At 58.8% G+C, this 12898-nt stretch carries 11 protein-coding genes; 5 read left to right on the top strand and 6 right to left on the bottom strand.

Going from position 1 to position 12898, the window contains the following annotated elements; translation table 11 throughout:
- Positions 1-154: 154 nt before the first annotated feature.
- Both dnaK and grpE read right to left on the bottom strand, forming a co-directional pair.
- Entirely contained in the window at positions 155-2071 is a 1917-nt protein-coding gene (gene dnaK / locus ACI77I_RS19055) for a molecular chaperone DnaK (protein ID WP_094951703.1), read from the bottom strand.
- 102 nt (positions 2072-2173) lie between these two features.
- Positions 2174-2734 carry a nucleotide exchange factor GrpE gene (gene grpE, locus ACI77I_RS19060; protein ID WP_094951702.1) on the bottom strand — a complete coding sequence of 187 codons (561 nt, stop codon included), beginning with the start codon at positions 2732-2734 and terminating at the stop codon, positions 2174-2176.
- A 254-nt stretch (positions 2735-2988) separates the two neighbouring features.
- Here grpE and recN point away from each other — a divergent pair, with 254 nt between their 5' ends.
- On the top strand, positions 2989-4662 hold the full coding sequence (gene recN, locus ACI77I_RS19065) for a DNA repair protein RecN (RefSeq protein WP_094951701.1): 1674 nt from the start codon (positions 2989-2991) through the stop codon (positions 4660-4662).
- 87 nt (positions 4663-4749) lie between these two features.
- On the opposite strand, the gene fur is transcribed toward recN, so the two are convergent.
- The gene (fur, locus tag ACI77I_RS19070; RefSeq protein ID WP_083360362.1) at positions 4750-5154 is read right to left on the bottom strand and encodes a ferric iron uptake transcriptional regulator; all 405 of its coding nucleotides are present in this window, start codon (positions 5152-5154) and stop codon (positions 4750-4752) included.
- Between the two features lie 98 nt (positions 5155-5252).
- Here fur and ACI77I_RS19075 point away from each other — a divergent pair, with 98 nt between their 5' ends.
- Positions 5253-5780, top strand: coding sequence for an outer membrane protein assembly factor BamE (locus tag ACI77I_RS19075; protein WP_406998166.1), 528 nt, complete (start codon positions 5253-5255; stop codon positions 5778-5780).
- 63 nt (positions 5781-5843) lie between these two features.
- Here the strand turns inward: ACI77I_RS19075 and ACI77I_RS19080 are convergent, their stop codons facing one another.
- On the bottom strand, positions 5844-6146 hold the full coding sequence (locus tag ACI77I_RS19080; RefSeq protein WP_406998168.1) for an RnfH family protein: 303 nt from the start codon (positions 6144-6146) through the stop codon (positions 5844-5846).
- A complete protein-coding gene (locus ACI77I_RS19085) occupies positions 6139-6573 on the bottom strand; it encodes a type II toxin-antitoxin system RatA family toxin (RefSeq protein ID WP_406998169.1) in 435 nt (144 codons plus the stop codon). The genes ACI77I_RS19080 and ACI77I_RS19085 overlap by 8 nt, the downstream gene beginning before the upstream one ends.
- Before the next feature lie 166 nt (positions 6574-6739).
- Here ACI77I_RS19085 and smpB point away from each other — a divergent pair, with 166 nt between their 5' ends.
- Positions 6740-7222 carry an SsrA-binding protein SmpB gene (gene smpB / locus ACI77I_RS19090; protein WP_003176160.1) on the top strand — a complete coding sequence of 161 codons (483 nt, stop codon included), beginning with the start codon at positions 6740-6742 and terminating at the stop codon, positions 7220-7222.
- A 38-nt stretch (positions 7223-7260) separates the two neighbouring features.
- Here smpB and ACI77I_RS19095 read toward each other — a convergent pair whose 3' ends face one another.
- On the bottom strand, positions 7261-8028 hold the full coding sequence (locus ACI77I_RS19095; protein WP_094951697.1) for an FCD domain-containing protein: 768 nt from the start codon (positions 8026-8028) through the stop codon (positions 7261-7263).
- Positions 8029-8278: 250 nt separating this feature from the next.
- Here ACI77I_RS19095 and ACI77I_RS19100 point away from each other — a divergent pair, with 250 nt between their 5' ends.
- Positions 8279-9973 (top strand): lactate permease LctP family transporter, encoded by a 1695-nt coding sequence (locus ACI77I_RS19100; protein ID WP_263274017.1) that lies wholly within the window; start codon positions 8279-8281, stop codon positions 9971-9973.
- A gap of 71 nt (positions 9974-10044) precedes the next feature.
- The gene (locus tag ACI77I_RS19105) at positions 10045-12855 is read left to right on the top strand and encodes an FAD-binding and (Fe-S)-binding domain-containing protein (RefSeq protein ID WP_406998170.1); all 2811 of its coding nucleotides are present in this window, start codon (positions 10045-10047) and stop codon (positions 12853-12855) included.
- Positions 12856-12898 lie beyond the last annotated feature (43 nt).

The following is a 12898-nucleotide window of genomic DNA, read 5'->3' on the forward strand; positions in this document are numbered from 1 at the left end:
GAAGCAGGAGCATTCCCAGTCACACCGCCAACACCCGAACCTTGTCGCATGTTGTAAAAATTCGCATACCCCAGACACGCCAACGCGGGAGCAAGCTCCCGCGCGGCGACATCCTACCAGTCACCGCTTGATAGCGGTCAACCGGGCGACCAACTTACTTGTGGTCTTTAACTTCTTCGAACTCGGCATCGACAACGTCGTCGTGCTTGGCTTCAGGTTCTGCGTGTTGTGCAGCGCCTTCTGCCGGCTGGCCTTGTTCGGCGTACATTTTCTGAGCAACCGGTGCGGAGACTTTCGACAGCTCCTCAACCTTGGCCTCGATGGCAGCCTTGTCGTCGCCTTTAATGGCGGTTTCCAGGGCAACCACTGCCGCTTCGATTGCGGTTTTCTCTTCAGCGGTCACTTTGTCGCCCGCTTCGGAGACCATTTTGCGCGTCGAGTGAACCAGGGCATCGCCTTGGTTACGGGCGCCGGCCAGCTCAGCAAACTTAGCATCCGCATCAGCATTGGCTTCAGCATCACGAATCATCTGTTGAATTTCTTCATCAGACAGACCGGAGTTGGCCTTGATGGTGATCTTCTGCTCTTTGCCAGTGGCCTTGTCTTTAGCACCTACGTGCAGAATGCCGTTGGCGTCGATGTCGAAGGTCACTTCAATTTGTGGCACGCCACGTGGTGCTGGCGGAATCTCAGCCAGGTCGAACTTGCCCAGGGACTTGTTCTGAGCAGCTTGCTTACGCTCACCTTGCAGCACGTGAATAGTCACTGCGCCTTGGTTGTCGTCGGCAGTCGAGAACACTTGCGATTTCTTGGTAGGAATCGTGGTGTTTTTCTCGATCAGCGCGGTCATCACGCCGCCCATGGTTTCGATACCCAGGGTCAGCGGGCTGACGTCCAGCAGCAGCACGTCTTTCACGTCGCCGGCCAGTACCGCACCTTGGATAGCAGCACCCATGGCAACAGCTTCGTCCGGGTTCACGTCTTTACGCGCTTCTTTGCCGAAGAACTCGGTAACCAGCTTCTGAACCAGTGGCATACGGGTCTGACCGCCAACCAGGATCACGTCGTTGATCGCGCCAACGTCGATACCAGAGTCTTTCAGCGCGATGCGGCAAGGCTCGATGGTGCGTTGAACCAGATCTTCAACCAGCGCTTCCAGCTTGGAACGCGAGATCTTCACGTTCAAGTGCTTAGGACCGGTGGCGTCTGCAGTGATGTACGGCAGGTTCACGTCGGTCGACTGAGCGGAAGACAGCTCGATCTTGGCTTTCTCAGCGGCTTCTTTCAGGCGCTGCATCGCCAGCGGGTCACCTTTGAGGTTCATGCCGCTTTCTTTCTTGAATTCTTCAACGAGGTAGTCGATCAGACGAATGTCAAAGTCTTCACCACCCAGGAAGGTGTCACCGTTAGTGGCCAACACTTCAAACTGGTGCTCGCCGTCAACTTCAGCGATCTCGATCACGGAGACGTCGAACGTACCGCCACCCAGGTCATAAACGATCACAGTGTGGTCGCCTTTGGCCTTGTCCATACCGTAAGCCAGTGCAGCTGCGGTGGGTTCGTTGATGATACGTTTTACGTCCAGGCCCGCGATGCGGCCGGCGTCTTTAGTCGCCTGGCGCTGGCTGTCGTTGAAGTAGGCCGGAACGGTGATCACCGCTTCAGTCACTGCTTCACCGAGGTAGTCTTCGGCGGTTTTCTTCATCTTTTTCAAGATTTCAGCCGAGATTTGCGGCGGCGACATTTTCTGGCCGTTTACTTCAACCCAGGCGTCACCGTTGTCAGCCTTGGCGATTTTGTAAGGGACCATCTTGATGTCTTTCTGTACGACTTCTTCATCGAACTTACGACCGATCAGACGCTTCACCGCGTACAGGGTGTTATGCGGATTGGTCACAGCCTGACGCTTGGCCGACTGACCGACGAGGATTTCACCGTCGTTGGCGTAAGCAATGATCGACGGCGTGGTACGCGCGCCTTCGGCGTTTTCGATAACTTTAGCAACACCGTTTTCCAGCACGGAGACGCAGGAGTTGGTAGTCCCCAGGTCGATACCGATAATTTTGCCCATGATTTACTCTCCCGAAACTTTAATTTGGATGCCGCAGCAGTGGTGGCTAACTGCGGTAGCACTTAAACGCTTGACTTATAAATGGGGGCCTTGCGGCGGATTTCAAGCCTGCTCATCAATAGAAGGTGCAACGGGTGCAGGAGCTTTGCTCACCACCACCATCGCCGGGCGCAACAAACGACCGTTGAGCTGATAACCCTTCTGGAACACTTTCAATACGCTATTGGGCTCCAGGTCATGGCTTTCCTGCATGGCCATGGCTTGGTGATGCTCTGCATTGAACGGCTCGCCGCCTTGCGGATCGATGGCTTCCAGCTGATAACGCTTCAGGGTGTCCTGGAACATTTTCAGGGTCAGCTCAATCCCTTCGCGCATTGGGCGGATGTTTTCATCGTCCGGGTTGGACAATTCAAGGCCACGCTCCAGGCTGTCGATAATCGGCAGCAGGTCATTGGCGAATTTTTCCAACGCGAACTTGTGAGCCTTCTCAACATCCTGCTCGGCGCGGCGGCGGACGTTCTGCAGATCGGCGGCAACACGCAAAGACTGATCCTGCGCAGCAGCCAATTGCTCTTCGAGCACTTGCACACGAGTCGCCAGTTCATCACCGACAGCCGAATTGGCGTCTGGAGTTTGCGTATCCTGCGTCTGTTCGTCAGCCATAGATTTCTCCTTTCAAAATCATGCGCGAACTCAACTCGCGCTTCTGTTCCGGTATATGGGGCCACAATTTCCAGGTTCAAGAGCGCAAGCGTTACCAAAAGTCTTTCGCCTGCCGTAGATCAATTCCTGCGCCCTCATTCCCTGCTGAGCTAAAAAAACGATTCGATCAAGCAAATCGAGCTAAGCACCAGGATTGTCAGCCCCAAACAAAACACTGTATAAATAACCAGACCTAACGCCTCGGAGCGGCCGCTATGCTCGTGCACCTGTCTGTACATAACTACGCCATCGTTGAACATCTGGACCTCGAACTGGATCGCGGGATGAGCGTAATCACAGGCGAAACCGGTGCCGGCAAGTCGATCATGCTCGACGCGCTGGGCCTGACGCTCGGCGACCGTGCCGACAGCGGCGTGGTGCGCCCCGGGGCGGACAAGGCCGATATCCTGGCCACCTTCGACCTGGCAGACATTCCCGAAGCCGAAACCTGGCTGGCCGAGCGCGACCTTAATAATGAAGGCCCGTGCATCCTGCGCCGCGTCATCACCGCAGAAGGGCGCTCGCGCGGCTACATCAACGGCACGCCCTGCCCCCTTGGCGACTTGAAAGCCCTGGGCGAGCTGCTGATCGATATCCACAGCCAGCACGAACACCAATCCCTGCTGAAAACCGACACCCATCGCCGACTGCTCGATGAATACGCCGGCGCCACCGATCTGGCCCGGCAGGTACAGCTTGCCGCCCAGCGCTGGAGGCAGACACGCCAGGAGCTGGAACGCCTCTCCAATTCCGGCGATGAGCAGCGCGCCCGTCATCAACTGCTCAGCTACCAACTGGAAGAGCTGGAAAGCCTCGGCCTGGGCGAGACCGAGCTGGAGCAACTGGAGCAGGAACACAAGAACCTCACCAACGCCGAGACCCTGCTGGGTATCTGCCGCCAGGTGGTGGAGCAATGCAGCGAAAGTGATTCGGGCAACGTGCTCAATGCACTGACCGCCAGCCTCAATCGCCTGTCCAGCGTGAACAGTGGATCAGGCTCATTGAGCGAGGCCACGACCCTGCTGACCAGTGCACAGATCCAGGTCGAAGAAGCCGTGGGAGAGTTGAATCGCTTTCTCGACCACTTCGACGCCGACCCTGCCCGCTTGCAGGAAATAGAGGAGCGCCTAGATACCATCTACACCCTGGCGCGCAAGCACCGCATCCAGCCCACCGAAGTGGCCACGATGCAGCAAAAACTCCTGGATGAAATCGAAACCCTCAACGCCAACGACGAATCCATTGAGCGGCTGGGCGACGAACTCGCCTCGTTTGCCCGGCACTACCAAGAAAAGGCCCGCGAACTGAGCGACCTGCGCCAACAAGCGGCTACAAGCCTGGCCAGCGCCGTAGAGCAGGAGATTCAGCGCCTGGGCATGCCCGGCGGGCGCTTCACTATCGAGCTGCACGCCAACACCAGCAACGAACTGCAACCCCACGGCCTGGAACAGGTGGAACTGCTGGTCAGCGCCAACCCTGGCCAGCCACTCAAGGCGCTGGCGAAAGTGGCGTCCGGTGGCGAGCTGTCGCGGATCAGCCTGGCGATCCAAGTAATCACCGCGCAGACCTCACGGGTACCCACACTGGTATTCGATGAAGTGGACGTGGGTATCGGCGGGCCGACTGCCGAGATTGTTGGCCAGTTGTTGCGCCGACTCGGGGATCGCGGCCAGGTGCTTACGGTGACTCACTTGCCGCAAGTGGCCGCCCAAGGGCATCAGCATTTGTTTGTACATAAAGTACGCGGCAGCGATGCGACGCACACGGCCGTATCCAAGCTGAACAAATCGGAACGCGTGGAGGAAGTGGCACGGATGTTGGGCGGTATCGACCTGACGAAAGAGTCCCTGGCTCACGCGAAAAAAATGGTCGTGGCCGCCAAGGCCTGAATCGAGCATTTTTCTGCCTTATAGAAAGCACGAAGGCGACCCTAGGGTCGCCTTCTATCGTTTCACAGAGCGAATCTGTGTCGATTTTTACTTTTTCTTACGGATGTAAAGAACCAGATTATGGTCCACCAAATCGAATCCATGCTCCTCAGCAATCTGGTGCTGGAGCTTCTCGATTTCCGGACTGGTGAACTCGATAACCTCATTGGTATCCAGGTCAACCATGTGGTCGTGATGACCACCGTCAGCCAATTCGAACACCGCATGACCGCCGTCGAAATTATGACGAACCACCAGCCCTGCGGCTTCAAACTGGGTCAGCACACGGTAAACCGTGGCCAGGCCAACGTCCTCGTTAGACTCCATCAGTGCCTTGTAAACATCCTCGGCACTCATGTGGCGCTGCTCAGCAGAATCGAGCATTTGTAGAATCTTGACTCGTGGCAGAGTCACTTTAAGACCGGCTTTGCGTAGTTCGCTATTTTCAACCATGGTTAGCTTTCTCGCGGATGCTGCTTCGCAGCTTCTCTTAATACGGGTATGATCGGCGTTTACGTTGTCCCAGCCAAGATAGTGGAAGTCGCCCACCGATGCAAAACACCAAGCTCTTGCTAACCAGTTTCACCCTTGTGGGACTGCTCGCACTCGCCGGTTGTTCATTCCCCGGGGTTTACAAAATCGACATCCAGCAGGGCAATGTCGTCACGCAGGACATGATAGACCAGTTACGTCCGGGAATGACCCGACGGCAAGTACGGTTTATTATGGGTAACCCCCTGCTGACCGACACTTTTCATGCCGATCGCTGGGATTATCTCTACAGCATCCAGCCAGGCGGCGGTGAACGCCAGCAGGAACGCGTTAGCGTCATCTTCAATGGCAGTGACCAGCTTGTCAGCCTGTCCGGTGACTTCATGCCCGGCGTAAGCCGCGATGAAGCCTTGCTGGGCAAGGACAACGGCACCAACGTGGCTGCGCCTGTTCAGGAAGCGCAGAAGCCGAAGTCCGAAGTACCTGCCAAGCCAGGTTCGTTGCTGGATCAGATCCAGAAAGACGTCGACGGCGTGCAAACCGTTCCAGTCCCGACGCCTCAGCCTCTGGACACCAGCCCGCAGTAATTTTGCGGTGCTCGATAAAAAGCCCGGCGTGCCGGGCTTTTTGTTGCCTGCCGATTGGCAGGCTTATGAACTTTGCTGCCTGGCCATCGCCGCCTTAGCCGCGCGCAGCCGGCGCACCTCTTTAGGGTCTGCCAGCAAGGGCCGGTAAATCTCAATGCGGTCACCCGACTGCACAGCGCGCACATCTGCGTCGGCGGCTACCTTGCCGAATATCCCCAATGGGCATTCAGCCAACACCAACTGCGGAAATTGCGCGGCTATTCCCGACGCCTGCACCGCCGCCCTCAGGCTTGAACCCGACGGCACCGTCACCGCCAGCAAGACCTGGCGATCCTCGGCGGCGTACACCACTTCAATCTCAACCATGCAGTTGTTTGGCCCGCTGACAGAATGCGTCCACCAAGGTGTTGGCAGCCTGATTGAACAAAGGTCCCAACGTTGCCCGCACAATCGGCCCCGCGTAATCAAAGGACAGGTCCAGGCTGATTTTGCAGGCCTTGTCAGTCAACACCCTGAAGACCCACACCCCATGCAACTGGGTAAACGGGCCTTCCTGCAGATCCATTTCGATAGATTGCCCAGGCACCAGCACATTGCGCGTAACAAAATGCTGACTAAGACCGCCCTTGGCCACCCCGACACTGGCAACCATGTGCTCATCACTGCTCTCCAGCACCTCGGCGGTGTTGCACCACGGCAGGAATTCCGGGTAACGCGCCACGTCGTTGACCAGGTCATAGAGCGCCTGCGCCGGATAAGGCAATAAAGCCGAACGTTGAATATGCGTCGTCATGTGAGCGTTACTTCCACTGCTGAGGCAAACATCGCGAAAGAACAGCCCAATCCGCGAGAGAAAAAAACCAAAGAACTGCCGGTATTGTCCGGGATTCGTCCAACACGCTCAAGCACGCAGGTTGACCGTAGCCGACACGCTCGCAACTCCCTATAATGCCGCCCCTATGGCTAAACAAAAGAAACACCCCACAGGGACCATCGCGCAAAATAAAAAGGCGCGACACGATTACTTCATCGAACATCGGTTCGAGGCTGGTCTGGTCCTGGCCGGCTGGGAAGTAAAAAGTCTGCGCGCCAGCAAACTGCAACTGGTCGACAGTTACGTATTGCTCAAAGATGGCGAGGCATGGCTGCTCGGCAGTCATATCACCCCGCTGACCACCGCGAGCACCCACGTGATTGCCGACCCGGTGCGCACGCGCAAGCTGTTGCTCAACGCGCGCGAACTGGAAAAGCTCGCTGCCGCCGTACAGCAGAAAGGCTATGCCTGCATCTGCCTGTCCTGGTACTGGAGCAAGCACCTGGTCAAGTGCGAGATCGCACTGGGCAAGGGCAAGAAGGAATACGACAAGCGCGATACCGAGCGTGAACGCGACTCCAACCGTGAGCTGCATCGCGCCGTGCGTAACAAGGGCAAGGAAGAGTAATCCTTGTGACAATGTAGCCTTGGGTGGCTCACCCCAGGCTACATGCCTTTACGTCGCTCCGCCCGCGCCACGCGCTGAACTTCCTGACGCACCTCCTCCAACACTTCCTGCACATACAGCAGGTGACGTGTTGAAACTTCGCGTGCCTGCTCGGCCCGCCCCTCGATAATCGCCAAGTATAAATCCCGGTGCTGACTGATCAGCATGTCGCGGGTTTCCGTACGCTGCTGGTACATGCCGCCGATGTTGGTCACCACGTTACGCTTGAGCAGATCAAACAGGCCGCGGATGGTGTGCAGCAACACTGCATTATGGCTGGCCTCGGCAATGGCCAAGTGAAACCGCGCATCCGCCGCGCCCTCCTCCACCCGGCTGACCTCATCAACCCGCGTGTAGCAATCCTGCAACGCCTCAAAGGCGGCGGTCAGCCGCTCACGGTCAACCTCGGTGGCGCGCTGCGCCGCGTAGTAAGCACACGAAGCTTCTAAGGTCTGGCGAAACTCCAACAAATCACGCTGGGCCTCGGGGTTATTTTCCAGCAGGTGCAGCAGCGGATCGCTGAACGTCGACCCCAAGGAATCCGCCACATAGTTACCGCCGCCCTGGCGACTGACCAGCAACCCCTTGGCCGCCAGCTTCTGGATCGCCTCGCGCAACGACGGGCGCGACACGCCAAACCGCTCAGCCAAAGCGCGCTCGGCCGGCAAGCGCTCGCCTGACTTGAGCGTGCCCTCAAGGATCATGCCCTCAAGCTGCTCGACAATATCGTCAGACAAACGGCGCTGACGCACCTGATCAAACCCCATAACTCACTCTCCACAATCCCGACCACTCGCCGGGCCCTCTATTCTGGCCTATCGCCGCGCTTGCGGCACCTATCAGAACGCCTTCGATTGATCAGACCAGAACACTCCACCCGCGACCTAAGACCAAAGTTTCGCGAGCGGCAAATTGACACACCCCATCCAAGGCTTTTACTCTAGCCGACAGCGACTGTAAATTGGTATTACCAATTATCCAAGCTGACCAAACAACAACAATCAGGGGCCACCCCATATGCAAACCTGGCAACAGCTCTACAGCCCTCTCGGCAGCCTCGGCCTGTCCGCATTGGCCGCGGTTATTCCGATCGTTTTCTTCTTCCTGGCCTTGGCTGTGTTTCGCCTCAAAGGCCATGTCGCCGGTAGCATCACCCTGGCGCTGTCGATCCTGGTAGCGATCTTCGCCTTCCAAATGCCAGTGGACATGGCGCTGGCCGCCGCCGGTTATGGGTTTGCCTATGGCCTGTGGCCTATCGCGTGGATCATCGTCGCGGCCGTGTTCCTCTACAAACTGACGGTCAAGAGCGGCCAGTTCGAGATCATCCGCAGCTCGGTCCTATCGATCACCGACGACCAACGCTTACAGGTCTTGCTGATCGGCTTTTGCTTCGGCGCCTTCCTGGAAGGTGCAGCCGGTTTCGGTGCACCCGTTGCGATCACTGCCGCACTGCTGGTCGGCCTGGGTTTCAACCCGCTGTACGCCGCAGGCCTGTGCCTGATCGCCAACACCGCGCCCGTCGCCTTCGGCGCGCTGGGCATCCCGATCATCGTCGCCGGGCAAGTCACCGGCATTGACGCATTCAAGATCGGCGCCATGACCGGCCGCCAGCTACCGCTGCTGTCGCTGTTCGTGCCGTTCTGGCTGGTGTTCATGATGGACGGCCTGCGCGGCGTTCGCGAAACCTGGCCGGCAGCCCTGGTGGCAGGCCTGAGCTTCGCCATCACTCAGTACTTCACCTCCAACTTCATCGGCCCGGAACTGCCGGACATCACCTCGGCCCTGGCCAGCCTGATTTCCCTGACCCTGTTCCTGAAAGTCTGGCAGCCCAAGCGCACCGCAGGCGCACAGATTGCCGGCGCCACCTCAAGTACAACGGTTACCGCCAGTGTCGGCGGCTTCGGTCAACCACGCCAAACCGTCGCGTCGCCCTACAGCCTGGGGCGGATTTTCAAAGCCTGGTCGCCGTTTCTGATCCTGACCGTGCTGGTTACCATCTGGACCCTCAAGCCGTTCAAGGCGATGTTCGCGGCGGGCGGTTCGATGTACAGCTGGGTGTTCAACTTCGCGATCCCACACCTGGACCAACTGGTGATCAAGGTCGCCCCCATCGTCACCAACCCGACGGCGATTCCAGCCGTGTTCAAGCTGGACCCAATTTCAGCCACCGGCACCGCGATTTTCTTCTCCGCGCTGGTTTCAATGTTGGTGTTGAAGATCGACATAAAAACTGGTCTGACCACTTTTAAAGAGACCGTCTACGAGCTGCGCTGGCCGATCCTGTCCATCGGCATGGTGCTGGCGTTCGCCTTCGTCACCAACTACTCCGGCATGTCCTCGACCATGGCGCTGGTGTTGGCTGGCACCGGCGCTGCCTTCCCATTCTTCTCGCCCTTCCTCGGCTGGCTGGGGGTTTTTCTGACAGGTTCCGACACCTCGTCCAACGCACTGTTCAGCTCGCTGCAAGCCACCACTGCGCATCAGATCGGCGTCAGCGACGTGCTGTTGGTCGCCGCCAATACCAGCGGCGGCGTGACCGGCAAGATGATCTCGCCGCAGTCGATCGCCGTCGCCTGCGCCGCTACCGGGCTGGTGGGCAAGGAATCCGATCTGTTCCGCTTTACCCTCAAGCACAGCCTGTTTTTTGCCACCATCGTCGGGCTGATCACGCTGGCGCAGGCCTACTGGTTCACCGGTATGCTGGTGCACTAAAAACCTGCGCGTAATAGGGTAAGAATCGACGCCGGACAACCATGCCGGCGTCAGCTATTTCTGGAGGACCGATGAGCCTGCCTGCTGCTTTCCTGAGCGACGCCGCACAACTGATCCCGAAAGATCGTCGCTTCGACGATCCACTTTCCACCCTCGCCTTCGGCACCGACGCCAGCTTTTACCGACTGATCCCACAGCTGGTGATTCGCGTGGAGTCGGAAGACGAAGTGGTGGCGCTGCTGCAACTGGCCCAGCGTAATCGCGTGCCCGTGACCTTCCGCGCGGCGGGCACCAGCTTGTCCGGCCAAGCCATCAGCGACTCGGTGCTGATCGTGCTGGGTGACAATTGGAACGGCCGTGAGATTCGCGGGCAAGGCACACAGATCCGCCTGCAACCTGGCGTGATTGGCGCCCAGGCCAATGCGTGGCTCGCACCGTTCGGGCGCAAGATCGGACCGGACCCGGCGTCGATCAATGCCTGCAAAATTGGCGGCATCGTCGCCAACAACGCCAGCGGCATGTGCTGCGGCACCGCGCAAAATACCTATCACACCCTCGCGGGTATCCGTTTGGTACTCGCCGATGGCAGCCGCCTGGACACCGAAGATGCAGCCAGCGTCGCTGCCTTTCGTGAACAGCACTGTGCGCTGCTTGAGCGCTTGGCAACACTGGGCCGCGAGACGCGGGCAAACGCTGAATTAGCCGCCAAAATCCGCCACAAATACCGTCTGAAAAACACCACCGGCCTGTCGCTCAATGCCTTGGTCGATTTTGATGAGCCGCTGGATATCCTCAGCCACCTGCTTGTGGGTTCCGAAGGCACTCTGGGCTTTATCAGCGCAGTGACTTACGACACCGTGATCGATCACCCGAACAAAGCCTCGGCGCTGATCGTGTTCCCGGATGTCGAGACCTGCTGCAACGCCGTGACCGTGTTGAAATCCCAACCGGTCTCGGCCGTCGAGTTGCTGGACCGGCGCAGCATGCGTTCGGTACAGGACAAGCCGGGCATGCCTGCTTTCGTACAGCAGCTATCGGAAAATGCCTGCGCGCTATTGATCGAATCCCGCGCCGCATCGTCGTCCTTGCTGCACGAGCAACTGGCGCTGATCATGGCGGCCCTGGCGCCCTTCCCAGTGGAAAAACAGGTCGACTTCACCGAAGACCCGGTCGAAAACGCACGCCTGTGGGCCATCCGCAAAGACACCTTCCCCGCCGTCGGCGCCGTGCGTAAAACCGGCACCACGGTGATCATCGAAGACGTGACCTTCCCGGTCGAGCAACTGGCCATCGGCGTGAACCGCTTGATCGAGTTATTCGACAAACACCACTACGACGAAGCCATCCTTTTCGGACATGCCTTGGAAGGCAATCTTCACTTTGTGTTCACCCAAGGCTTCAACAGCAGCGAAGAAGTCGCACGCTATCAAGCGTTCATGGACGACGTCGCGCAACTGGTGGCGGTGGAGTTCGGTGGCTCGCTGAAAGCCGAGCACGGCACTGGCCGCAATATGGCGCCGTTCGTTGAGCTGGAATGGGGCAGCGATGCCTATCAGTTGATGTGGCAGCTAAAACGCCTGCTCGACCCCAACGGCATTCTCAACCCCGACGTGGTGCTCAGCGAAGACCCGCAAATCCACCTCAAGCATCTCAAACCATTGCCCGCCGCCGACGAGCTTGTGGATAAGTGCATCGAGTGCGGGTTCTGCGAGCCGGTGTGCCCTTCCAAGGGCCTGACCTTGAGCCCACGCCAACGCATTGTGATCTGGCGCGACATCCAGGCGAAGAAGCGCGCGGGCGCCGACACCACCGAACTGGAAGCGGCTTACTACTACCAAGGCATCGACACCTGCGCCGCCACCGGGTTATGCGCCCAACGCTGCCCTGTAGGCATCAATACCGGCGACCTGGTAAAAAAGCTGCGCGCCCGCGACGCCGACCGTACGAAAACCGCCGACTGGCTGGCCAGCCATTTCGCCACAGCACTGCAAGGCGCACGTTTTACTCTGCATGTCGCCAATGGTGCGCGCATGCTTCTGGGCGCGCCGCGCCTGGCCAAGCTGTCAGCCACGGTGACCAAACTGTCCAAAGGGCAAATCCCTCAATGGACCAGCGCCATGCCGCAGCCGGAGAAAGCTATCCGCTTCAGCCCGGCCGTGACGGATGAGCGACCTCGCGTGGTCTACCTGGCGGCCTGCGTCTCACGCGCCATGGGCCCAGCGGCGAGTGATAAAGAACAGATGTCGTTGTACGACAAAACCCGTGGCCTGCTGGAAAAAGCCGGTTACCAAGTCGTCATCCCCGACAACCAGGACAGCCTGTGCTGCGGCCAGCCTTTCGCCTCCAAAGGCTATGCCGAACAGGCCGAACACAAACGCCAAGAACTGATCGGCGCCCTGCTTCACGCCAGCCGTGGCGGCCTCGACCCGATCTACTGCGACACCAGCCCCTGCACTCTGCGGCTGGTGCAAGACCTCGGCGAAACGCGCCTGGACCTCTACGACCCGGTACGGTTTATCCGCACCCACCTGATGGACCGCCTCGATTTCACGCCCCAGGAAGCGCCCATCGCCGTGCACGTCACCTGCAGCACTCAGCACCTGGGTGAAAGCCAGGCATTGATCGATCTCGCGCGACGCTGCTCAAAAACCGTGGTGATCCCGGAAGGCATCCACTGCTGCGGCTTTGCCGGCGACAAAGGCTTTACCACGCCGGAACTCAACGCCCACGCCCTGCGCTCGCTCAAGGACGCCGTGCAATATTGCAGCGAAGGCATCTCCACCAGCCGCACCTGCGAGATCGGCCTGAGCCAACATGGAGGCATTGATTACCACGGGCTGGTGTACCTGGTGGACCGGGTAACCCAGGCGCGGGCGCTTTAATCAGCCAACAAAACCGAACCCCTGCGTGCCGGCGTAGTCATCT

Origin of the sequence: Pseudomonas sp. D47 (assembly GCF_045447305.1) — a bacterium.
In the GTDB taxonomy this organism is placed as follows: Bacteria; Pseudomonadota; Gammaproteobacteria; order Pseudomonadales; family Pseudomonadaceae; genus Aquipseudomonas.

Coding starts and splice junctions, on each gene's coding strand:
- dnaK (WP_094951703.1), bottom strand. CDS start 2,071: ATGGGCAAAATTATCGGTATCGACCTGGGGACTACCAACTCCTGCGTC.
- grpE (WP_094951702.1), bottom strand. CDS start 2,734: ATGGCTGACGAACAGACGCAGGATACGCAAACTCCAGACGCCAATTCG.
- recN (WP_094951701.1), top strand. CDS start 2,989: ATGCTCGTGCACCTGTCTGTACATAACTACGCCATCGTTGAACATCTG.
- fur (WP_083360362.1), bottom strand. CDS start 5,154: ATGGTTGAAAATAGCGAACTACGCAAAGCCGGTCTTAAAGTGACTCTG.
- ACI77I_RS19075 (WP_406998166.1), top strand. CDS start 5,253: ATGCAAAACACCAAGCTCTTGCTAACCAGTTTCACCCTTGTGGGACTG.
- ACI77I_RS19080 (WP_406998168.1), bottom strand. CDS start 6,146: ATGGTTGAGATTGAAGTGGTGTACGCCGCCGAGGATCGCCAGGTCTTG.
- ACI77I_RS19085 (WP_406998169.1), bottom strand. CDS start 6,573: ATGACGACGCATATTCAACGTTCGGCTTTATTGCCTTATCCGGCGCAG.
- smpB (WP_003176160.1), top strand. CDS start 6,740: ATGGCTAAACAAAAGAAACACCCCACAGGGACCATCGCGCAAAATAAA.
- ACI77I_RS19095 (WP_094951697.1), bottom strand. CDS start 8,028: ATGGGGTTTGATCAGGTGCGTCAGCGCCGTTTGTCTGACGATATTGTC.
- ACI77I_RS19100 (WP_263274017.1), top strand. CDS start 8,279: ATGCAAACCTGGCAACAGCTCTACAGCCCTCTCGGCAGCCTCGGCCTG.
- ACI77I_RS19105 (WP_406998170.1), top strand. CDS start 10,045: ATGAGCCTGCCTGCTGCTTTCCTGAGCGACGCCGCACAACTGATCCCG.